The 21380-nt window shown below is 70.0% G+C and carries 18 protein-coding genes; 16 read left to right on the forward strand and 2 right to left on the reverse strand.

The window, feature by feature from the left end; genetic code table 11:
• The first annotated feature begins 162 nt into the window (after positions 1-162).
• Positions 163-1836 carry an FAD-dependent oxidoreductase gene (locus E3O57_RS02975; protein WP_103479062.1) on the forward strand — a complete coding sequence of 558 codons (1674 nt, stop codon included), beginning with the start codon at positions 163-165 and terminating at the stop codon, positions 1834-1836.
• Positions 1837-1909: 73 nt separating this feature from the next.
• On the opposite strand, the gene E3O57_RS02980 is transcribed toward E3O57_RS02975, so the two are convergent.
• Positions 1910-5854 carry an SCO7613 C-terminal domain-containing membrane protein gene (locus E3O57_RS02980; protein ID WP_133159748.1) on the reverse strand — a complete coding sequence of 1315 codons (3945 nt, stop codon included), beginning with the start codon at positions 5852-5854 and terminating at the stop codon, positions 1910-1912.
• A gap of 40 nt (positions 5855-5894) precedes the next feature.
• Between E3O57_RS02980 and E3O57_RS02985 the strand changes: the two genes are divergently transcribed.
• From E3O57_RS02985 to E3O57_RS03025, 9 genes are all read left to right on the forward strand, one after another.
• A complete protein-coding gene (locus tag E3O57_RS02985) occupies positions 5895-6476 on the forward strand; it encodes a hypothetical protein (RefSeq protein WP_133159749.1) in 582 nt (193 codons plus the stop codon).
• Between the two features lie 121 nt (positions 6477-6597).
• On the forward strand, positions 6598-8124 hold the full coding sequence (locus E3O57_RS02990; protein ID WP_165787909.1) for a DUF3375 domain-containing protein: 1527 nt from the start codon (positions 6598-6600) through the stop codon (positions 8122-8124).
• Positions 8117-8860, forward strand: a complete 744-nt coding sequence (locus E3O57_RS02995; RefSeq protein WP_165787910.1) for a DUF4194 domain-containing protein — start codon at positions 8117-8119, stop codon at positions 8858-8860. The genes E3O57_RS02990 and E3O57_RS02995 overlap by 8 nt, the downstream gene beginning before the upstream one ends.
• Positions 8857-12321: an ATP-binding protein gene (locus E3O57_RS03000; RefSeq protein ID WP_103479065.1), complete on the forward strand. Its 3465-nt coding sequence runs from the start codon at positions 8857-8859 to the stop codon at positions 12319-12321. The genes E3O57_RS02995 and E3O57_RS03000 overlap by 4 nt, the downstream gene beginning before the upstream one ends.
• 49 nt (positions 12322-12370) lie before the next feature.
• Complete coding sequence (locus E3O57_RS03005) at positions 12371-13279, forward strand: alpha/beta fold hydrolase (protein WP_103461023.1); 909 nt, start codon at positions 12371-12373, stop codon at positions 13277-13279.
• Between the two features lie 35 nt (positions 13280-13314).
• Positions 13315-14202, forward strand: coding sequence for an alpha/beta hydrolase (locus E3O57_RS03010; RefSeq protein ID WP_103479066.1), 888 nt, complete (start codon positions 13315-13317; stop codon positions 14200-14202).
• Between the two features lie 215 nt (positions 14203-14417).
• Entirely contained in the window at positions 14418-14846 is a 429-nt protein-coding gene (locus E3O57_RS03015) for a hypothetical protein (protein WP_103461021.1), read from the forward strand.
• Positions 14840-15088: a helix-turn-helix transcriptional regulator gene (locus E3O57_RS03020; RefSeq protein WP_103431556.1), complete on the forward strand. Its 249-nt coding sequence runs from the start codon at positions 14840-14842 to the stop codon at positions 15086-15088. The genes E3O57_RS03015 and E3O57_RS03020 overlap by 7 nt, the downstream gene beginning before the upstream one ends.
• A complete protein-coding gene (locus E3O57_RS03025; RefSeq protein ID WP_103461020.1) occupies positions 15085-16053 on the forward strand; it encodes an NAD(P)-dependent alcohol dehydrogenase in 969 nt (322 codons plus the stop codon). Before E3O57_RS03020 ends, E3O57_RS03025 begins: the two co-directional genes overlap by 4 nt.
• 18 nt (positions 16054-16071) lie before the next feature.
• Here E3O57_RS03025 and E3O57_RS03030 read toward each other — a convergent pair whose 3' ends face one another.
• The gene (locus E3O57_RS03030; protein ID WP_103479067.1) at positions 16072-16581 is read right to left on the reverse strand and encodes a DNA alkylation repair protein; all 510 of its coding nucleotides are present in this window, start codon (positions 16579-16581) and stop codon (positions 16072-16074) included.
• A 35-nt stretch (positions 16582-16616) separates the two neighbouring features.
• Here E3O57_RS03030 and E3O57_RS03035 point away from each other — a divergent pair, with 35 nt between their 5' ends.
• From E3O57_RS03035 to E3O57_RS03060, 6 genes are all read left to right on the forward strand, one after another.
• Positions 16617-17198: a DinB family protein gene (locus E3O57_RS03035; protein WP_103461018.1), complete on the forward strand. Its 582-nt coding sequence runs from the start codon at positions 16617-16619 to the stop codon at positions 17196-17198.
• Between the two features lie 103 nt (positions 17199-17301).
• Positions 17302-18303 (forward strand): sugar ABC transporter substrate-binding protein, encoded by a 1002-nt coding sequence (locus E3O57_RS03040; RefSeq protein ID WP_103461017.1) that lies wholly within the window; start codon positions 17302-17304, stop codon positions 18301-18303.
• Positions 18300-19358: an ABC transporter permease gene (locus tag E3O57_RS03045; RefSeq protein WP_240632432.1), complete on the forward strand. Its 1059-nt coding sequence runs from the start codon at positions 18300-18302 to the stop codon at positions 19356-19358. The genes E3O57_RS03040 and E3O57_RS03045 overlap by 4 nt, the downstream gene beginning before the upstream one ends.
• On the forward strand, positions 19355-20152 hold the full coding sequence (locus tag E3O57_RS03050; RefSeq protein WP_103461016.1) for an ATP-binding cassette domain-containing protein: 798 nt from the start codon (positions 19355-19357) through the stop codon (positions 20150-20152). Before E3O57_RS03045 ends, E3O57_RS03050 begins: the two co-directional genes overlap by 4 nt.
• 200 nt (positions 20153-20352) lie before the next feature.
• On the forward strand, positions 20353-20670 hold the full coding sequence (locus E3O57_RS03055; protein WP_103461015.1) for a carboxymuconolactone decarboxylase family protein: 318 nt from the start codon (positions 20353-20355) through the stop codon (positions 20668-20670).
• Between the two features lie 56 nt (positions 20671-20726).
• On the forward strand, positions 20727-21335 hold the full coding sequence (locus E3O57_RS03060) for a hypothetical protein (RefSeq protein ID WP_088455891.1): 609 nt from the start codon (positions 20727-20729) through the stop codon (positions 21333-21335).
• The last annotated feature ends 45 nt before the right edge of the window (positions 21336-21380 follow it).

Here is a 21380-nt window from a genome sequence, read left to right on the forward strand (position 1 = left end):
CGAACCTCCGCTGACGGCGGCCGGTCAGACCGGGCAGAGCAGAGACATCCGTCCGGCGGCCGCACCCATGAGGTGCGGCCGCCGGACGCTTTCGTGCCGGCGGCGGCGCGACCCTCAACCCCCAACTTGCACATACCCCATGGGGTATAGCACACTGGAATCATGACCCAGAAGCGATATCTCATCATCGGCGGCGTCGCCGGCGGCATGTCCGCTGCCACCCGCCTCCGTCGCCTCGACGAGAACGCCCAGATCACGGTGTTCGAACGGGGCGGCCATGTCTCGTTCGCCAACTGCGGCCTGCCGTACTATCTCGGCGGTGTCATCGAAGAGCGCGCCAGCCTGCTGTTGCAGACGCCGGCCTCGCTCGCCAGCCGCTTCAACCTTGACGTGCGCGTGCGCACGGAGGTCATCGGCATCGACAGCGCGGCCAAGACCGTCACCGTACGCGACCTCGCCACCGGCCGGGAGTCGACCGAGGGCTACGACGCCCTCGTGCTCTCGCCCGGCGCTTCGCCCGTGCGCCCGCCGCTGCCCGGTGGCGAGCGGATGCTGACCCTGCGCGACATCGACGACGTCGACGCGGCTATGTCGGCCCTGTCCGTGGTGCCGCGAAGCGCCCTCGTCATCGGCGCCGGCTTCATCGGCCTCGAGATGGTGGAGAACCTCGTGCACCGGGGCCTGGACGTCACCCTGGTGGAGCTCGGTGACCAGGTTCTGCCGCCGCTGGACCCCGAGATGGCCGGCCCGGTGGCCGAGCGGCTGCGCGCCGCGGGTGTCAGCGTGCGTCTGGGCACCCAGGTCGCCGAGATCGGCGCGGACACCGCCACTCTCAACGACGGCAGCGTCGTGGCGGCCGAGTTCGTGCTCGCTGCCATCGGTGTGCGGCCGGACACCGCGCTGGCCCAGGCCGCCGGCCTCACGATCGGCGAACGTGGCGGCATCGCGGTGGACGACCAGTTGCGCACCAGCGACCCCGACATCTACGCCATCGGCGACGCCGTGGAGAAGACCGACGCGATCTCGGGCGAGCAGCGCCTGGTGGCCCTCGCCGGCCTGGCCAACCGCCACGGCCGCCTGGTCGCCGACGTGATCACCGGCAAGAGAATTCGGGTGCGCCCGGCCCTCGGTACCGCCGTCGTGGGCATGATGGGACTCACCATCGCCGCCACCGGCTGGAACGAGAAGCTGCTCGCGGCCCGCGGCCGGAACATCCGGGTGATGCACACCCACCCGGCCTCGCACACCGGCTACTACCCCGGGGCGAAGCCGATGGCGCTCAAGCTCGTCGTCGACGCCGACACCGACGCGATCCTCGGCGCCCAGGGTGTGGGCGGCGACGGTGTTGACAAGCGCATTGACGTGATCGCGACCGCCATGGCCGGCGGCATCACGGCATCCGAACTCGCCGACCTCGAACTGGCCTACGCACCGCAGTTCTCCTCGGCCAAGGATCCGGTGAACATGCTCGGCTACGTGGCCCTCAACGCCGCAGAAGGGCTGACCACGTCGGTGCAGTGGCACGAACTCGACGCGGCCCGCGCGGCCGGTGCCACCCTGATCGACGTGCGCACGGCGGGGGAGTACGCCGAGGCCGCCATCCCCGGCTCGGTCAACATCCCGCTCGACGACATCCGCGCCCGCCAGGCGGAGCTGCCCGAGGGTCGGCTGATCGTGCACTGCAAGGTTGGCCAGCGCGGACACACCGCCGTGCGGCTGCTCGCCCAGCTGGGCCGAGACGCCGTGAATCTCGACGGCGGCTACCTCACCTGGGCCGCGGGCACGGATGCGGCGCGCACCGCCCGCGACAGCGCCGCCGCCATACTCAAGGCCTGACCACCCCCACCGCCGGCAATAAAGGCCCCAAAAACCCGGAGTTCCTGGTGCTTGAGTCACAGTTCGCGGGGAGTTAGGTGAGGTCGCGCAGGCGCGCCGAGAGGCCGCCTCCCGCGGCACCCTTCCGCTCGGAAGTGATCGCGATCACGAGCATCACCGCACCGATGGTGGCCAGGGTGATCCACCACAGCAGCGGGTTGATCGTCTGCCCGATCTGCACCGTGAACACCACGATGACCTCGATGGGCAGCACGGCCAGGCTGATCACGAACGGGGCGGCCAGGCGCCGGGTCGAGCCGATCAGGATCGCGGTGAGCGCGAGGGACATCACCAGGATGGCGCGCCAGGTCTGCGGGTCGGTGCCGGTGGCCAGGACCGACGGTAGGAACGTGACGATGATGCCCGGAGCCAGCAGCCGCCACGAGCCGGCGAAACCGGCCGGCCAGGAGCCGAGGGTGGCCGGCACGGCGCGTGCGCCCGAGCGCATCCCGATGACGCCGGCACCGAGCAGGGCCAGGCCCAGGGGGATCGAGAATGCCTCGACGCGCAGCTCCCGTTCGCTCCAGCCCGCCACGGCGGTGCACCAGGCCAGCACGAACAGGAACCACACCGGCGGCAACGACACCGCACGGGTGCGGGCCCTGGCCGACACCACGAGCATGAAGCCCAGCATCATCACCATGAGCAGCACCAGGGTGCCGATCGAGAAGGCGTCCGGCCGGATGGCCGTGATCGGGCCGGCGACCAGGAACGCCGTGGCCGCGGCGTAGCGCCACCGCGACGGGGCGTTCGGGCGCGGTGCCGCGTCTCCCTGGGCCAGGAGTCCGGAGAAGACCGCGAGCAGGGTGGCCGTGGCACTGGCCAACAGCACGGGCACCATGACACCGGTCTGGGCGGTGGCGGTGAGGTCGTCGAGACCGAGGCCCCAGCGCATGGCCTGCACGGCGCCCGCCGCCGCGGCCAGGGTGGCCACCACCGCAGTGGCGCCGATGAGGCTGCGGAGCCCGATCAGACCTGTCGGGGCCGGGCCTGTCTGTGCCTGGCCAGCGGGAGTCGTTGCGGTCGAAGCCGCTCCGCTCACTGCGGTGGCGCGGACAATCGTGTACCCGATCACCACGAGTACCAGGGCAGCGGCCAGCAGGCCGTATGCCCGCCACGGCGTGACCGGCCCGAACGCGGCGGCCCCGAAACCGGCCGCCCCGAAACCCTCGGACCCGTTGGTGCTGAGCACCAGCAGGCTCGGCACCACGGCCAGGGCCAGACCGGTGGTGGCCAGCGTCTGGCCGGCCCGCCCCCTGGTCACGAGGATCGCGCCGACGATCACCAGCGCGAGCGCCGGCGGCAGCACGTACGGTTCGATCACCTCGATGCCACGGATGGCCCAGATGCACCAGAGGGCGCCGGTCCAGCTGGCGCCGGCCGCCCACCAGGCGGACCGGCGGCCGGTCTGCAGCGCATTGACGGCCGCCCCAATGCCGAGGATCACGAGCACGAGCACCGTGGTGGACAGGCCCGCAGCGGTGCGCACGAGGGCGAGCAGCACGGCCAGCACACCGGTGACCGCGGCGGAGGCCTCGATCCAGCGGCGGCAGGCATCCGCTTCGAGGGTCGCCAGGCCGCGCCTCTCGAGCGCCTGCGTGATCGGGCCGGTGGCCGCGAAGGTGCCGGCGACGATCAGTGCGATCAGCGGCAGGACCACCGGTGAACCGCTGGTGGCCAACAGCTGCGCGCCGAGACAGACCACGACGACCGCGAGCGAGGGCACCAGCAGGCCGGCCGCGAAGGATCGCAGCGGCAACGTCAGACCCGGCCGCCGGCTGGTCATCAGGGTCAGGGCCAGGGCGAAGGCCACGCCGGTCGACAGCGCCGTCCAGCCGCTGCGCACCAGCAGCACTCCCACCACCCCGGCGACGAACGGCACCGCGCTCACCAGGAGGACCGCGTACCAGCTGCGCGGGGTGAGCCAGGTGGTGACGGTGGCGGCGAGGGCGCAGAGCAGGCCGAGGGTGGCGGTGAGGCAGAGCACCGCGATGCCGTCGACGCGGGCGAGAGTGAGCGCGGTGGCCACGATCACCAACGCGTACGCGTAGCCGAGACCGAGGTACACCGGGCGCCACCGTGCGGGCAGGGTGTGGGCGAGCGCGGCCAGGGTGAGCACGGCGGCCGCGCCGACCCACACGGTGGTCGACTCCTGCAGCCAGCCGGTGACCGCCGACAGCAGCAACAGCAGATGGGCGCCGATGACCGGCACACTCCTGATCGTCGCCGGTGCCGCGGCGAGCGCGGGGACGAACAGCAGACCTGCGATGAGCAGGCCGGCGAGAACGAGGCCGACGACGGCCTGGCCGGTCAGCGAGAAGCCGGCCCAGCCGGCGACGGTGAGCAGGGTGAAAACGCCCATCCACAGTGCCAGGCGGATCGGCGTCGACGGCGCACTTGTGGGCGCGGGCGCCGGCGTCTGGGCCGCTGCGGGCACGGACGCCTCGGTTGCGACGCTCTCGCGGCTCACCAGCGCGACCGCCCAGGCCGTCAGCGCGAGGGCGGCCAGCGCGGCAATCGAGGCCAGGCCGAGGTTCTGGGCGACGAGGCCCGCCCCGTATCCAGAGGGGGTGGCCGAGCCTGCGACGAAGGCGAAGTCACCGCTGGCCGGGTAGGGCGACGCGTTGCCCGGGTAGCCGCCGGTGCGGTAGCCGGCCCAGCGCAGGGGCGCGAACAGCGCGCCGGACAGCTGCGTGACCGCGGTCACCAGGGCGGGGCTCGCGCCCAACGCCAGCACCGTGACGGCGCCGGACGTCAGAGCGCTGCGGCGGGCGACCGGGCTCGAGCGCAACGCGGCCAGCCCCACCAGGGCGACCCCGGCCGCCACCGGGATCAACGCCAGGTACCAGGCGGAATCGCCGAAGGGCACGGCCAGCGGCAAGATCGCCACCGCGGCCACCGCGAAGGCGCCCGCCGCGAAGCTCCAGAGCCGGGGCAGCCCATTGCGGCTGCCCAGCGCCGCCACCACGGCCAGCACCGCCAGGACGCCCGCATAACCCAGGATCTGCGAGGTGATCGTGGTCAGCGACAGCAGCGGTAACTGCAGCAAGGCGGCGAGCACCGCCACCGCCTGCAGAGTGGTCATCGTGTTGCGTTCGAACCCCAGCGCGGAGCCCAGCCCGGAGGAAAGGCGCGCGAGCACGGGGTGCAGGCCGAGCGCCACGACGGCCACGCCCAGGCTGCCGAGGATCGCGCTCCAGGTGCCGCCGCCGCTGCCCAACAGCCCGGGGGACAGGGCCAGGCCCACGACCGCCGCCCACAGCCACACCCGCACGCCGGAGCGGGCGCCCAGCCCGAACAGCAGCGCGGAGCCGAGCAGGGTGCCGAGCGCGGCGAAGGTCCAGCCGCTCGCGGACACCGGCGCCAGCTGCACGAAAGCCCAGACATCGAGGGCGATGAACACCACGCCAAGGGCCGCCACGGACTCGGCCGAGAAGCGCAGGCCCCGCCGGGCGAACAGCCAGGCGCCGCCGAGGAAGACCACCGTGATGACGGCGACGATACTCGTGCGCACGGCGAAGCTCGTGAGGTCGGGATTGAAGAAGGTGAAGACGAGGGCGGCCACGGCGAGCAGGGCCGCGCCGGCGAAGGCGAGCACCGACTGCACGCTCACCTGGGCGCCCGCATCCGGGACGGCCGTGGCACGGGCCGGGTCCGCGGGGACCCGTGGCGAGTCTGTCGGTTTCGGTTGTGACGGAGCAACAGCCGACGCCGTACGTGCCGGAGCTGTACGTGCCGGCGCGGTGCCATCCGTCGTGCCCGCCGGCCACACCGTCGGTATCCGCTCGATCAGGCGGTCCCGCGCCTGCAACGCCTTGACCACCCGTCCGGTGGCCGAGACCATCTCACCGCCGAGCGGACCGCTCAGGTCCGCCCCGCAGCCCGGGCACCATTCGCCGGTCAGTCGCGCGTCACATCGGGGGCAAATCCGCCGGTCCTGCAGATATCGAACGGCAGCATCGTTCCAGATTTTCCCCATGGCCGCAGTCTAAGTGGCTCTCACTTACTAAAATGGGCCTGTGACGGATGCGACGCAGCACGCCAGGGTGCCGATATCCCGCATCGTCGATGAGGGGCTGCTCATCGCGCTGTCCTCGGTCCGGATGGCCGTCAAGAACGACATCATCGTCGCGGGCCTGGCCGAGCATGCCGACTACGACCTGGCCAGGTTCGCCGATTCGGCCCGCCGGGAGATGCTCGCCCTCTCCCGGGAGAACCAGGAGTCCGGCGAGAGGGTGCGAGCGCAGCGCAAGGAACTGACCTCGTCGACCTGGCGGTACGACCTCACCCAGGACCAGCTGATGGACCTCCACAAGCTCAAGCTGCGCCGGAAGGTGCACAAACTCCTCGCCCTCGCCCTGGTCGCCGTGGCCGACGACGAGGACCAGGTGGCCCGCCTCGTGCGCGACGCCCAGCACGCGGCCAGTGATGAGCTTCAGGACGCCATGCACACCCGCCTGATGCGCCTGTCGATCGACGCACTCGACCCGGAGTATCAGCTCCGCCGGGCCGAACGCACCGAAATGTTCGTTCTCGTCGATCTGGCCCTGCTCAAGCTCAAGGCCGACGAAGCAGCCGGTCAGGGCCTCAGCGACTACTGAGCGTGTCGGCCGGCCGGGCCAGGCGACCGCACGGCACACCTACGCCGCCGATTCGCGGTCGCCGGGGCGACTACGGTTGAGGAGGTCCGGGGACGGACCGGTGAGAAAGGATCGGGCACGAGTGAGCGACATAGCGGCCGAATTAGCGCGGGTGCACAGCGCCTTCGACCGACCCACCCTGCGGCTGCTCGACCGCAAGTGGGCGCCGTTTGTGCTCGCGGTGTTCAAGTCCTCGTTCAGCCGGGACCGCCGCAGCGTTCAGGCCGACAGGCTGCACACCCAGGTGGATGCCTACCTCGCCGACCTCCGCTCCGTGGGCAGCGATGTACCCGGCAAAAACGGTCGCGCCCTGTGCGTGCAGTGGATGAACGACCAGTGGCTCTACCGCGAGACCGGGGAGGACGGTGAGGAGCAGTACTCGCTCACCTCACACGCCCTCGAGGCCCTGCTACTCGTGGACGGGCTCTCCCGCGACCGGGCGCTGATCAGCGAATCCCGCCTCACCACCATCGTCGACACCGTGCGGCACCGCGCCACCCAGGCGAATCCGGACCGGGACGAACGCATCCGCCGGCTCGACCTGGAGATCGCCCAGAAGACCGCCGAGCGTGACCGACTCGCCACCGGCGGGGAGATCGCCGCGGCCTCGAACGATGCGATGCACGAGGGCTACGCCAACCTGATCGACCTGATCACTCAGCTGCCCAGTGATTTCAAGCGTGTCGAGGAGTCCGTCGCCGGCATGCACCGGCAGATCGTGAACGACTTCCGCGCCGAGGAGCGGCCGATCAGCGAGGTGCTCGACGAGTATCTTTCCAAGACCGACACACTGATGTCGTCGACCGCGGAGGGCCGCGCATTCGAGGGCGCGTTCGTGCTGTTGCGCAACGACGCCCTGCTTGCCGAACTCAAGAACGACCTCGAGTCGATCATGCTGCACCCGTTCGCCCTCCAGCTCAGCGCCGCCGACCGGCGCAGCTTCATGGGCACCGTCAGCCTGATCCGCAAGGGTGTGGACGACGTGCTCACCCAGCGCAACGGCCTGACCACCACCCTGCGCGAGCACATCGTGAACCACGACGTTGTCAAGGACCGCGAACTGGAACGGTTGCTGCGGGAGATCAACAAGGAACTCGCGATCTGGATGGAGACCGCCGGGCCCCGCTCCACGGTGACCGCCGAGCTGATGCCCGGCACCCTGGAGCTCGAGCACCTGCGCGAACGGTTCTACGACCCCGGCGCCCACAAGGCGCCGCCGCCGCTGGAGGACGTCTCGGCGTTCGCTCCGGAGCCGCCTACCCTCGATGCGATGCGCACCCAGGGCGGCCCGCTGCTGGCCGAGCTTCGCGATGCCATGGTGACGGCCTTCAGCATCGACGGCGCCGCCTCCGTCGGTGACGCGTTCAACAACCTCGACCCGGCGATGCGCCGGCCTGTCGAGATCCTCGGGCTGCTGCAGATCGCCACCCAGGTCGACGCCATCGACCGCACGGATGCCGCGGCCGCGACAGCGGGGTCAGACACCGAGGCCTTCGAAACCGTGCGGCCCGACGGCTCCCGCCGCACCTTCAGGGTGCCGCGCATCATCTTGACCGACGACGACACCGCGGCCCTGGCTGCCCTGAACTATGGATCTGATCATGACTGACAACGTGACCGCTGACGTGACCGACGACCTGACCGACGACACTGTCGAAGGCGCCGAGACCACCGAGGAACAGGACGGCGCCCAGAGCTTCTCTTTGTTCGAGGGGGACGAGGGCGGCCTGACCGTTGAGCAGCGCCGCACCCTGGTGCTGCTGCTCAAGCACCGCTACATCTCCGCCGCCCTGCAGCCGGCCGAGTGGCGCACCCTGCTCGCCTCGCAGAGCCTGCTCAAGTCGCGGCTCAACGATCTGTTCCTCGATCTGCACGTCGACCTGCACTACGAGGTGGCCTTCAAACGCCAGGCCGTCGGCGAGGGCGGCGACAGATTCCCGACCCTGCTGCACGACGTGGCGTACACCCGGGAGGAGACCATCCTGCTGGTGCTGTTGCGCCAGCGGTTCCGCAGCGAACGCGCCAGCGGCGTCGACATCGTCATCGTCGACCGGGACAACCTGGTCGAGAACGTTGCGCACTTCCGGCCGGAGCACGCCACCGACAGGTTCGGTGACGCTCGTCGCGCCGCCGCGGCCGTGGACAGCCTGGCGAAGGCGCGGGTGTTGCTCAAGACCAGCGATCCGGACCGGTTCCGCATCTCGGCCGTGATCGAGGTGCTGCTGCCCATCGAGCGACTCGGCGAGCTGTGGGAATGGCTGATGGAGCAGAACGGCCAGGAATTCCGTGAGCCCGAACCCGGGACATCCGACCCTGCCGACCCCGCCCTGGAGGCCGTCTCATGACCGATTCCCCGCTGTTCCACATGGACGGTGCCACAGAGGGAACCACCCAGTGGCGTGCCGAGTCCTTCCAGATGGTCAACTGGGGTGGCTTCCAGGGTCACCACGAGGTGGACTTCGCCGCCAGCGCCACCCTGGTCTCCGGCGCATCCGGCACCGGCAAGTCGAGCCTGCTCGACGCCTACCTGGCGTTGATGATGCCCTCGGACACCCCGTTCAACGGTGCGTCCAACGACGCTGGTTCCGGGCGGGCCCGCAGCGTCGACCAGCGCAACCTGATGACGTACCTGCGCGGCAAGACCGACTCCAGTCGCGAGGCCGAAACCGGGCAGATGCACGATCAGGTGCTGCGCGGCGCCGACTCGGCCACCTGGGGTGCGATAGCGATGACCTTCATCGACGACAACCAGCGCCGGTTCACGGTGCTGCGCGCCTACTTCGTGCCGCGCGGCGCCACCAAGTTCGCCGACGTGACCATGAAGATGGCCACCCGTGACGGCCGGCTCGACCTGCGCGACCTCGCCGACGTCACCGAGGCCCGCTTCGACAAGCGCGCCCTGAAAAACCGGTTCGCCGACCTCGACGTGTTCGACACCTATGCCGCGTTCTCGCAGACCCTGTACACGCGGCTCGGCATCGGCGCCAACGGTGAGGGCGGCAAGGCGCTGCGACTGCTGGCCCGCATCCAGGCCGGCCAGCAGGTGAAGACCGTCGACGGCCTGTACAAGTCGATGGTGCTCGAAGAGCCCGCCACCTACGCCGCCGCCGACAAAGCCGTCGACCACTTCGAAGACCTCGAACGCTCCTACGGCGCCATGGTCACCGAGGCGCAGAAGGCCAAGGTCCTCGAACGCCTCCCCGAACTGCACCGCGACTACGAGACCGCGACCGAGAAGGCCGACCTCATCGACCGTTTCGGCGTGCACCGCGACGGTGACACCCCCTTCGTGCTCTGGCAGCTGCTCACCGAGCACGGTCTGCTCGATACCGCCGCCGACACCAACCGCGCCCGCCGGCGCGACAACCAGGCCAAGCACAGTGCCGCCCGGGATGCCGAGACCGACCTGAAGGTGCGGATCGCCGACCTGGTGCACCAGCAGCGCGACAACGGCGGCGACGCCCTCGCCGGCCTGCAGAACGACCTCGACGTGCTCGCCAGCAAGCGCGACGACGTGGCCGCCGAACGCGCCAGGTTCGATGAGCGCATCGCGCTGATCGACACGCCCATCGAGTCGGCGGATGCCTTCTCCGCCGCGCAAGAACAGGCTGAGTCGTTCCTCGCCGGGTTCACCGCCACCGAGCAGGAACTCGACCTGCAGAGGGTCGGCCTGCAGCGCACCGCCTACCCCCTCGAAGAACAGATCCGCACCCTCAAGCAGGAGCACAGCTTTCTCAAGGGCCGGGCCAGCCTGGTTCCCCAGCACCTGCACAACGCCCGCCTGATGATCGCCGAGGCCGCCGGGATCCCCGCCGAGGAGCTGCCGTTCGTGGCCGAGCTCATCGACATCGCTCCCGGCGAGGACGCCTGGCGACAGGCCGCCGAGGTCACCCTCGCCTCTGTCGTCCGGGTGCTGCTCGTTGATGAGACGCGCCTCGCCGCCCTCGGCGCAGCCATCGACCCTTTGCACATTCCCGTGCGCATCCACTTCGAAGGCGTACCGCTGCACCCGCACCAGCAGGTACACCCCGACCCCCGCTACGTCTCCGGCAAGCTGGTCTTCAAGGACTCCCTGTTCAGCCGCTGGGTGCAGGACCGCGTGCAGACACCGAGCCTGGACGCACTCTGCGTCACCGGCCCCGCCGACCTCGCCGGTGAGGGGTCCAGGGTCACCCAGAGCGGACAGACCCGCAACGGCAAGCGCGGCGCACACGGTTGGAACAAGGACCAGCGCTCGATCATCGGCTTCTCCAGCGGGGTGCGCCTGGCCGAGATCGCCGACGAGCTCGCCGCGCTCAAGGAACGTGCCGACGACCTGGCGGGGCAGGCCTCCGCCATGGCCGGCCGGATCATCGCCCTGCGGCGCCTCAAGGATGCCCACCAGCACGTGCTCGACACCGTGTGGGCGGCCATCGACGTGGCCGGCGCCCAGGCACGCATCGGCGCCAAGGAGGCCGAGCGGGAACGTCTGCTCGCCGGCAGCGACGTGCTGCGCGGGCTCCAGGACGAAGAGGCGCGGCTGTCCGCCGAACTGGAGACCGCCCAGAAGCACAAGCACGAGACCGAGCGGGAGGCCGCGGTGCTCGGTGAGGAGCACGCCGCGATCGTGGACCGCCAGGACATCGTGAACGACAGGCTCGAGCGCATCACCGCCGACGAGTCGGTCAGTCTGCCGGACGAACACGCCGCCGTCCTCGACGCGCAGTTCGCCGCCGTGAGCGACAGCGCCGAGCTGGCCACCTTCGCCAACGGCGTGAAGCGCCTCCGCGAGCGGCTCACCGAGCAGTCCAGCCAGGACCGTGACACCGCCCGCAGTGCCAGGGACACCCTGATCGGTATCTTCGAGACCTTCCAGAGTCGCTGGCCCGACCCCAACATCGGCGTGGCGATGGAGTCATACTCCAGCTACAGCGACATCCTCGACGCCGTCTACACGCTCGGCCTCTACGAGCGCCGACAGGAATGGAAGCGGCGCCTCTCCGCGTGGAGCGGACAGGACCTCGTTCCTCTCGTCGGCGCCTTCACCACCTCGATCGAGGAGATCGAAGACCGGTTGCGGCCGATCAACGACATCCTGCGGACGCTGCCGTTCGGCGCCGGCCGCGACCGGCTGCAGATCTCACTGCGCCGGCTGCACCGTGACGATGCCTCGGCGTTCCGCAAGGAGCTCAAGCTGCTCTCATCGGGGTCGACCGAGGAATTCACCGACGAGCAGACCGAGAGCCGGTTCACCAGGCTGCAGGCGTTCATGAATCTCATCCGCCGGCCGGACGAGCTCGACATCGCCGGCCCGGGGCGTGCCGGCGCCGCCCGCCACGCCGCCAGGGCCGACTCGGACCGCGACCTGCTCCTGGACGTGCGCAGGCACGTGGAGATCACCGCCGTGCGCACCACACCGGACGGGGTGGAAGTGAGCACCTATTCGTCGCTCGGCGGCAAGAGCGGTGGCGAATCTCAGGAGCTCGTCGCGTTCGTCGTCGGCGCCGCCCTGCGGTTCCAGCTCGGCGATGAAAGCCGCACCCGGCCACGGTTCGCCCCGGTCTTCCTCGACGAGGGCTTCGTGAAGTCGGACTCCGAGTTCGCCGGCCGGGCCGTCGCGGCCTGGAAGGGCCTCGGCTTCCAGCTCATCGTGGGATCGCCGCTCGACAAGGTCACCGCGCTCGAACCGTACATGGACCTCGTCCTGTCGATGACCAAGAACACCGCGACGGGCTTCTCCTACATCACCCCGCTGATGTCGCCGGAACCGAGGGACGCCGAGCACGCCGAACCGGACCAGGCGGTATCTGACCGAAGCCTGGCCTGACCCGCGCGCCGTGCCGGCCGGGCGCATGAATCCGGCTTACGCTGGCCCGATGGTGTCAGTGCAGGATCTGCGGCGCTCCGACGGACGTGTGCTCAGGGTGCACGACAGTGCTGGGAGTACCGGCGTCGCCGGGGAGTCCGCTGGGACGGCTGAATACGGCGGTCTGGACGGTTACGACCCCGTCGGCGAACCTGGCCCGGCCCGGCTCACCGTGCTGTGGCACCACGGTTCGCCACAGACCGGGGCCCTGCTCGAACCGTTGCTCGCGGCGGCGGCCCAGCGGCGCATCCGGCTGATCTCGTACGGACGGCCCAGCTACGGCGGGTCGACGCCGCTGCCCGGCCGCTCCGTCGGGTCGGCGGCGACGGATGTGGCGGCCATTGCCGACGCCCTGCAGCTGGACCGGTTCGCGGTGATGGGCGCCTCCGGAGGCGGCCCGCACGCTCTGGCCTGCGCAGCACTGCTGCCCGAGCGGGTGACCGCCGCCGCGTGCCTGGCCGCGATCGCGCCCTTCGACGCCGACGGCCTCGACTTCTTCGCCGGCATGGCGTCGGATGGCGCGTTGCGCGCCGCCTGCTCAGGCCGGCCCGCCCGCGAGCACTACCAGGCGACCGCGGAGTTCGATCCGGCGAGCTTCGTCGAGCGGGACTACGCCGCCCTGAAGGGTGACTGGGCGCCGCTGGGAGCGGACGTGGGGGAGGCCTCGGCGGCCGGCCCCGACGGGCTCATCGACGACGATATGGCGTTCGTGGTGCCGTGGGGATTCGACGTGACGGCGATCTCGGTGCCCGTGCTCATCGCGCAGGGCGGCCGCGACCGGGTGGTGCCGCCCGCGCATGGGGCCTGGCTGGCCCACGCCATCCCGAACGCCGAGCTCTGGGATTGTGCCGATGACGGCCACATCTCGATCCTCACCGAGTGCGCGCCGGCGCTGGACTGGCTGCTCGCGCACTCCTGAGCCCGGCGCGGGTCCACAGGCCGTAGCCTGTGCAGATGATCGGGAGAACTCGCGGTGCATCTGAGACCGAGAACGCGGATGTCGGTGTTGACGCTGTCATTCAGGGTCCGCACGGCCTTGTTCCGGTGCGCCGGTATGCCCCGCCGGTCGGCACGGCGCTGGTCGGATCGGTGTCGCTCGAGCCGGCGCCGATCGTCTGGGTGCATGGTGGCGCCTTCGTCAAGGGCGGCCTCGGCCTGCCGGAAACCCACGAGGTGGCCCTGGCGCTGGCCGCAGCCGGATTCACCGTGATCACCGTCGACTACAGGCTCACGTCGATCCCGGGGCTGCGCAGATTCGGGCGGACGGCAGCGTCGACCGGACGCATCCACTTTCCGGTGCCGGTCGATGACGTTGTCGCGGTGGTGCGGGCGGTGCAGGGCGAGTTCGGCGACGGGGTGATCCTGGGCGGAGCGAGTGCGGGCGCCTGCCTGTCGGCGGGAGCCGTGCTCCGGCTGGCCCACGGTGGCGCCGAGCCCCTGCGCGGGGTCTTCTTCGCCTACGGCCTCTTCCATGCGAGCCTGCCCGAGCGCTCGCGCGAGCTGCGCAGCCGACTGCGCGGCCGGCGCAGATTCACGCACACCCCCCTGCTGCTCAACGGGGTGAACCGCATCTACGCCGGGAGCCGGGCCGCACTGGCCGATCCGTCCGCGTTCCCCGGCGGCCACTCGCTGCCCGACTTTCCCCCCGCGCTACTCATCGACGCGGACAGCGATTCGATGCGGTCCTCCGGCGAGCAGTTCGCCAAGGAACTCGCCGCGGCCCGGGTGCCCGTCGAGTACCACGTACTGACGGATGCCGCCCACGCCTTTCTCAACCGGCCGAAGTCACCGGACTTCGCCGCGGGCATCCGCCTGATCGTCGACTGGGCCCGCCGGCTCTAGCGCGGCTCGCCGTAGCCGCCGGCACCATCACCAGCCGCTCAGCTCGCCGACTTGCCGCACAAGACTCCTTCACGACCCGACAAGGGGCATTTCTCGGCAAGTCGCGAAAAGGTAAGTAAAAAATACTTGACACGATGTCTGGTCGGGCATACATTCATCGTGTCAACAATCTTTTACACGCCGGCACGGACCGGCATCGAGGCAGGGAGCCGCAGATGGCACGCGAAGAACAACGCGCCTGGATCATGGTCGTCGTCGCGATAGTGGCGTACGGCATCTATCTGGTTCTGGTGCTGGGTGGCGCAGGCGGCGCCCCCCTCGAGCAGGCGGCTTACATTCCCGCGATGCTGTGGACCATCGTCGGCTCGATCGTCGCGGGGATCCTGCTGAACATCATCGCGGCCATCCTGTCGCCCCACGAGGCCGGCCGGAAGGACCAGCGCGACAAGGAGATCAACCGGCTCGGCGAACACATCGGCCAGTCCTTCGTGATTCTCGGGGCCTTACTCGCGCTGGTCTTCGCCATCACCGGGCTGGACGCGTTCTGGATCGCCAACGTGATCTACCTGGCCTTCGTGCTCTCGTCGATCCTGGCCTCCATCGCCAAGATCATCGCGTACCGCCGGGGATTCCAGTCATGGTGAAGGCGACGAGCGTGACCAACAACATCCGCGGGCTCCGCTTCGCGCACGGAGAGATGACCCAGGCCGCGCTGGCCGACCGGGTGGGCGTGACCCGGCAGACCATCATCGCCATCGAGCAGGGCCGCTATTCGCCCTCTCTCGAGGTGGCGTTCCAGATCGCCCGGGTGTTCAATCGACCACTCGACGACGTGTTCCAGTACCCGGCAACTCCCATCCTCACTCGACCTGGAGGCACATCATGAGGGCCATCGTCCACGACAGCTACGGCTCGGCCGACGTTCTACACCCCGCCGAGATCGAGCGGCCGGCCGTCGGCGCCGACGACGTTCTCCTGCGCGTCGAGGCCGCGAGCCTCAATATCGGTGACTGGCACCTGATGGCGGGGCTTCCCTACCTCGTGCGGCCCGCCGTCGGCCTGCGCGCCCCGAAAAGCCGGGTGCGGGGCATGGATGTCGCGGGTCGCGTCGAGGCCGTCGGCGCCAACGTCACCCGGTTCACACCGGGCGATGAGGTGTTCGGTGTCGGTGAGGGCTCCTTGGCCGAATACACGACCGCCCGGGCCGACAAACTCGAGCCCAAGCCGGCGGCCCTGAGCTTCGAGCAGGCCGCGGCCGTGCCGACCTCGGCCGTCACCGCCCTGCAGGCCCTCGCCCCGCTGCGGGACGCCGGCCCTGGGGAGCGGGTGCTCGTAATCGGGGCCTCCGGCGCCGTCGGCGGCTATGCCGTGCAGCTGGCCAAGACCTTCGGAGCGCACGTGACGGGCGTCGCCAGCACCGCGAAGCTCGACTACGTTCTCTCGCTCGGGGCGGATGCGGCCGTCGACTACACCCGCGGCGACATCACCCGGTCGGGCGAGCGCTACGACCTCGTGCTCGAAACCGGCGGCAACCGGTCGGTCTCCTCGCTGCGCAGACTGCTCGCGCCCCGCGGCACCCTGGTACTCGTCGGCGGCGAAGGCGGCGGCCGGGTGACCGGCGGTTTCGAGAGGGCCCTGCGGGCCCTGCTGCTGTCGCCGTTCGTCTCCCAGAAGCTCACCGGTCTGGTCTCGGTCGTACGTCAGGATGACCTGCACACCCTCGCGGGCCTTCTCGAGAGCGGCGCGATCAGGCCCGTCATCGATCGGGTGTATCCGCTCGCCGAGGCCGCGACAGCCATGCGCCGTCTCACCGATGGAAGCATCCGGGGCAAGGTCGTCGTCATACCCTGACGCCCGCGCTCCTGATGACTAGTGCTCCTGACGCTGGGCCGCGCCGCCGGAGACGCCGAGCAGCCCGGCGGCACGGCGCAGTTCGGCGCTGGGATCCTGGGCCCACCGGTCGAGCACGATCTGCGCCCGGCTGCGCGCCGGACCGGTCAGGGCATCGACCAGCGGCCGCACCACATCCGCTGTGAGCGGGTCCAGGAGAGCGGGCAGCTGTGCGGTCCGCAGGAAACCCTCGATGCGGGTGAGGTCGGAGGCGCGCAGCATTCGCACGTGGGATTGCAGCAGCACCACGGCCGCCAGCCGGCGCTCGTAGACCGGCACCGCCCACAGTTCGGAGCTCAGGGCCGTGATCTCGTCGTGGCCAAGGCCGGGGTAGCGCCGCCCGGCATCGCGGATCGTGCCGCGTATCGCGCCGACGGATGCGCCGTAGAAGGTGAGGCTGCCGCCCAGCCGGGCCCGATCGGCGTCGGCGCGCTCCCAGGAGCTCTCCCGCTGCAGGGTGGCGTCGATGAACTCGCCGGCAGCACTCATGGCTCCATTCTCGCCGATCTGCAAGGCTGGTCGGCATGACCGACGCCGACATGACCGCAGATCTCCGCCGCTACCTGCAGGAGGCCCGGGAAGCCCTGGTCTGGAAGCTCGAGGGTCTCGGCGAGTACGACATTCGCCGGCCCCTGGTGCCCACCGGCACCAACCTGCTGGGCCTGGTCAAGCACATGGCCGGGGTCGAGGCCGGGTACCTCGGTGAGACCTTCGGCCGCACCTTCCCGGAAGAGCTGTCGTGGATGGGCGACGACGCCGAGGACAACGCCGACATGTGGGCGACCCCGGATGAGTCCCGTGACGCGATCGTCGACCTGTACCGGCGGGTCTGGGCGCACTCGGAGACCACGATCACCGAGGTGCCGCTGGATGCCACCGGCCGGGTGGCCTGGTGGCCCGCCGACCGCAATGTGGTCACGCTCCACCGCATCCTGCTGCACCTGATCGCCGAAACCCACCGGCATGCCGGCCACGCCGATATCGTGCGCGAACTGATCGACGGGGCTGCCGGGCTGCGGGCCGGAAACGAGAACCTGCCGTCGGGAGACGCCGGCTGGTGGGCCGGCTACCGGGACCGGGTGGAGCAGTCCGCCCGCCCGGCCTGAGGCCGTCGGGCTGCAGCCCGACTGCGGTGTTCGCGGTTCGGACGCCTAAAGTGGACTGCGCCTGAAAAGGCCAAGCTGTTTACGCGCCCGAACCCGAAGGACGATGCCACTCGTGTCGAGAATCTCTGCCCGCCGGACCCTCCTGGGCGCGAGCGCCGGCTTCGCCCTGCTCGCCCTCACCGCCTGCACCGGCCAGCCCGTCGCCGGAGCCGGCTCGGGAGCCGGCGCAGCCCCGGCCGACGACTCCGGCCGCACGTACGCTCTCGTGGTGCACTCGGTTCCCGGCGACGCGTTCTGGGACGTCGTGAAGACCGGCGCCGAGGCCGCCGGAAACCGCTACGGCGCCACCGTCACCTACCAGGGTGACCCCGATGTGCAGAAGCAGAGCCAGCTGATCGAGACGGCGATCGCCGCCAAGGTCGACGGCATCATCGTGTCCATGGCCAACCCCGAGGGCCTGCGCGGTGCCGTCACGGCTGCCGTGGCCGCCGACATTCCCGTGATCACCATCAACTCCGGAGCCGAGGAGTCCGCCGCGCTCGGCGCCATGACCCACATCGGCCAGGGCGAGTACCTGGCCGGTCAGGGCGCCGGCCGCCAGCTCGCCGAGGCGTCGGCGAAAAAAGTCATCTGCGTCATCCACGAGGCCGGAAACGCCGGGCTCGAGGACCGCTGCCGAGGGGCCGCGGACACCCTCGCCGGCAGCCTGACCAACGTGCAGGTCGACATCGCCAACGTCGCCGAGGCCCAGAGCACCATCACGAGCGCCCTGCTGGCCGACCCCGGCATCGACGGCGTGCTCACCCTCAACTCCGCGGTGGGTGTGGCCGCCGCGCAGGCCGTGGCCGAGGCCGGCAGCGACGCCCAGATCGGTACCTTCGATGTCTCCGCCGACGTCACCAGCCTCATCACGGACGGCAGCATCCTCTTCGCCGTCGACCAGCAGCCCTACCTGCAGGGCTACCTGCCGGTGGACTTCTTCGAGCTGTTCTACACCAACGGCAACGTCGTCGGCGGCAGCCAGCCGGTTTACTCCGGGCCGGGCTTCGTGACGAAGGAGAACGCCGAGCAGGTGGCGACGTTCGCCGGCAACGGCACCCGATGACGATGCTGACCGCACCGGGCGCCGCGCCGGATGCGTCGCCGGACGAGCGCCTGACGCGCACGCATCCGATGGTGCGGCTGCTGCGTCGGCCGGAGATCGGCGCCCTCGTCGCCGCCCTGGCGATCTTCGGGTACTTCTCCGTTGCGACGACATCCTTCCTGTCGACGGCGGGCGTGGCCACCTGGCTCTACTCCGCGTCGCTGTTCGGCATCATGGCCGTCGCCGTGGCGATGCTCATGATCGGCGGCGAGTTCGACCTCTCGGCCGGAGCCATGACCGGCACCACCGGGCTGCTCGTCGGCGCGTTCACCACCCAATGGGGCATGAACCTGTGGTTCGCGATGCTGCTCGCCCTACTGATCGCCCTCGCCGTCGGCGCCTTCAACGGGTTCCTGGTCGTCAAGACCGCCATCCCCAGCTTCATCGTCACGCTGGGCACCTTCTTCATCCTGCAAGGGCTCAACCTCGCCGGCACCAAGCTCGTCACCGGCCAGGTCGCCATCCAGGGCATGACCCTGGTGCCCGGCTTCGACGCCGGCAAGGCGATCTTCGGCTCGACGATCCCGGTCTTCGGGGTCAACCTCAAGGTGTCGGTCTTCTGGTGGCTCGGCATCACCGCCGTGGCCAGTTGGCTGCTGCTGCGCACCCGGTACGGCAACTGGATCTTCGCCATCGGCGGGCAGTTGCAGAGCGCCGTTCAGACCGGCGTGCCGGTCAAGCGCACCCGCATCGGCCTGTTCATGGGCACGGCGGCGGCCGGCTGGCTGGTAGGCATGCTCTCGCTCTTCGACGTGGCCACGGTGCAAGCCACCACGGGCATCGGCCAGGAGTTCATTTACATCATCTGCGCCGTCGTCGGCGGGTGCCTGCTCACCGGCGGTTACGGGTCCGCGATCGGCGCCGCCCTCGGCGCGCTGATCTACGGCATGATCCTGCAGGGCATCGTGTTCGCCCAGTGGGACAACAACTGGCTCAAGGCCTTCCTGGGCGGGATGCTGCTGCTCGCCGTGCTGGTGAACCTCTCGGTGCGTCGCCAAGCCGGGGTACGCGCATGAGCGCCGCAGGAGCAACCCGGCCAACGCCCATCCTCGAGGTGCGCGGCATCGGCAAGGTCTACGGGTCGGTCATCGCGCTCAGCGACATCTCCACCTCGGTCGGCGCCGGTGAGGTGCTTTGCGTGCTGGGCGACAACGGCGCGGGCAAGTCGACCCTGCTCAAGGTCCTCGCCGGTGTGTACCCGCACTCCTCCGGCGAACTCCTGCTCGACGGGGCCGCGGTGCGCTTCACCGGGCCGCGCCTCGCTCTCGACGCCGGTATCGCCACGGTCTACCAGGACTTGGCGATCGTGCCGCTGATGCCGGTGTGGCGCAACTTCTTCCTCGGCGCCGAACTCAGCGCCGGGATCGGCCCGTTCTCCCGCCTCAAGGTTGCCGAGATGCGCGCGATCACGCTCGCGCAGCTGGGCCGGATGGGCATCGACCTGCGTGACGTGGACCAGCCCATCGGCACCCTGTCCGGCGGAGAACGGCAATCCGTCGCCATCGCCAGGGCCATTTACTTCGGTGCCAGGGTCGTCATCCTCGACGAGCCCACCTCGGCGTTGGGCGTCAAGCAGGCCGGGGTGGTGCTGCGCTACGTGGCGCAGGCCAGGGACCACGGCCTCGGCGTGGTGTTCGTCACCCACAACCCGCACCACGCGTACCCGGTGGGGGACAGGTTCCTGGTGCTCAACCGCGGGGCCAGCCTGGGCGAGTTCGACCGGAAAGGCATCACCATCGACGAGCTGACCCGGCTGATGGCCGGCGGGGCCGAACTGGAGTCCCTGGCCCGGGAGCTCGAGCGGGACTGATCCCGCCAGGCCAGCGCGGGGTCGGGCACGCCTCATCCGTTTCGGACGATTCCGGAACGGCGCCATCGGCGGGACGCGGATTGGTTGCTACCGTCTGCGGCGTGAGGCCGGCGTGCCGTCGTGGTGCGCCCGTCGAACACCGAAGAATCCGGAAAACGCGAACACCAACAGGGTCCAACCCTGGAAATGGAGCGATACCCATGGCCACAGGAACAACCCCGGTACTGGATGCGGCGGCCGAGATCAACGCTGTCTCGCTGTCCCGCACCGACCTCGATCCGCGCACGCTGATGATCGCCCGGATCGCGGCCCTGGTGGCCGTGGATGCACCGGTCGGTTCGTACCTCATGCACGTCGGACCGGCAGCGGAGGTCGGGCTGACCGCCGACGACATCGAGGACGTTCTCATCGCCGTTGCCCCGATCGTGGGCACGCCACGGTTGCTGTCATCGGCTCGCAAGATCGTCGAGGCCTTCGACCTCGCGATCCAACTTGACTCCGAGGGCGACACCCAGTAACGCCCAGAGTCCACCGCAGCCGCGTCGTGCGGCAGATCCAGTGAGGAGCACCCCCAGTGAGAAAGCCCATCGTTTTCATGGCCCTGCTGGTGCTCCTTGCCGGATGCGCGCCCGCTGACGGCACCGATCCGACACCGAGCAGTTCGTCGCCATCGGCCGCAACGGCCACCCCGTCACCCGGTCAGACGGCGTCACCTCCGACAGATGCACAGATCACCTGGGCGGGCACGGTCTGCAGCGACGTATCGACCGTGCAGACCGACGTTCAGGGGCTGGCGACGGCGGCGGTCACCGGGGGCGATTCGGTGGGTACCGCGGTGTCCAACCAGATGGATACCGTGTCGGCCTCGGTGAGCGCCCTGGTCGACACTGTGAAGTCGCCACCGGAGAATCTCGGGGACGACCCGGAGCTCCTGGCCGTGCAGGAGTCGATCGACACCGTCGATCAGTCGTTCACGACCTTGCGGGCGAGCGCCAGCGCGGTGGAGGGCACCAGCGGGGCCACCCTGGTCGATGCGCTGGCGACGCTCGTCGGTGACACCGGTACAGTGCTCTCCGACGTGGGTGCCGCCGCTCAGACCATCACCACGGCAACCCAGGACACCTCCAGCACCCTCGGCCAGGCCTTCCGAGCTGCACCCGAGTGCGCCGACCTCACCTCCTAAGACCCGGTGACCCGGCCTGTGTGTCGTGCGCCCGGTGGCAGTGAC

This window comes from Cryobacterium sp. TMN-39-2, from assembly GCF_004402745.1.
GTDB lineage: Bacteria > Actinomycetota > Actinomycetes > Actinomycetales > Microbacteriaceae > Cryobacterium > Cryobacterium zongtaii.

Bases quoted from the DNA above. Each gene is read 5' to 3' on its own strand.
- E3O57_RS02975 (WP_103479062.1), top strand. From the start codon at position 163: ATGACCCAGAAGCGATATCTCATCATCGGCGGCGTCGCCGGCGGCATG.
- E3O57_RS02980 (WP_133159748.1), bottom strand. From the start codon at position 5,854: ATGGGGAAAATCTGGAACGATGCTGCCGTTCGATATCTGCAGGACCGG.
- E3O57_RS02995 (WP_165787910.1), top strand. From the start codon at position 8,117: ATGACTGACAACGTGACCGCTGACGTGACCGACGACCTGACCGACGAC.
- E3O57_RS03000 (WP_103479065.1), top strand. From the start codon at position 8,857: ATGACCGATTCCCCGCTGTTCCACATGGACGGTGCCACAGAGGGAACC.
- E3O57_RS03005 (WP_103461023.1), top strand. From the start codon at position 12,371: ATGGTGTCAGTGCAGGATCTGCGGCGCTCCGACGGACGTGTGCTCAGG.
- E3O57_RS03010 (WP_103479066.1), top strand. From the start codon at position 13,315: ATGATCGGGAGAACTCGCGGTGCATCTGAGACCGAGAACGCGGATGTC.
- E3O57_RS03015 (WP_103461021.1), top strand. From the start codon at position 14,418: ATGGCACGCGAAGAACAACGCGCCTGGATCATGGTCGTCGTCGCGATA.
- E3O57_RS03020 (WP_103431556.1), top strand. From the start codon at position 14,840: ATGGTGAAGGCGACGAGCGTGACCAACAACATCCGCGGGCTCCGCTTC.
- E3O57_RS03025 (WP_103461020.1), top strand. From the start codon at position 15,085: ATGAGGGCCATCGTCCACGACAGCTACGGCTCGGCCGACGTTCTACAC.
- E3O57_RS03030 (WP_103479067.1), bottom strand. From the start codon at position 16,581: ATGAGTGCTGCCGGCGAGTTCATCGACGCCACCCTGCAGCGGGAGAGC.
- E3O57_RS03035 (WP_103461018.1), top strand. From the start codon at position 16,617: ATGACCGACGCCGACATGACCGCAGATCTCCGCCGCTACCTGCAGGAG.
- E3O57_RS03040 (WP_103461017.1), top strand. From the start codon at position 17,302: ATGCCACTCGTGTCGAGAATCTCTGCCCGCCGGACCCTCCTGGGCGCG.
- E3O57_RS03045 (WP_240632432.1), top strand. From the start codon at position 18,300: ATGACGATGCTGACCGCACCGGGCGCCGCGCCGGATGCGTCGCCGGAC.
- E3O57_RS03050 (WP_103461016.1), top strand. From the start codon at position 19,355: ATGAGCGCCGCAGGAGCAACCCGGCCAACGCCCATCCTCGAGGTGCGC.
- E3O57_RS03055 (WP_103461015.1), top strand. From the start codon at position 20,353: ATGGCCACAGGAACAACCCCGGTACTGGATGCGGCGGCCGAGATCAAC.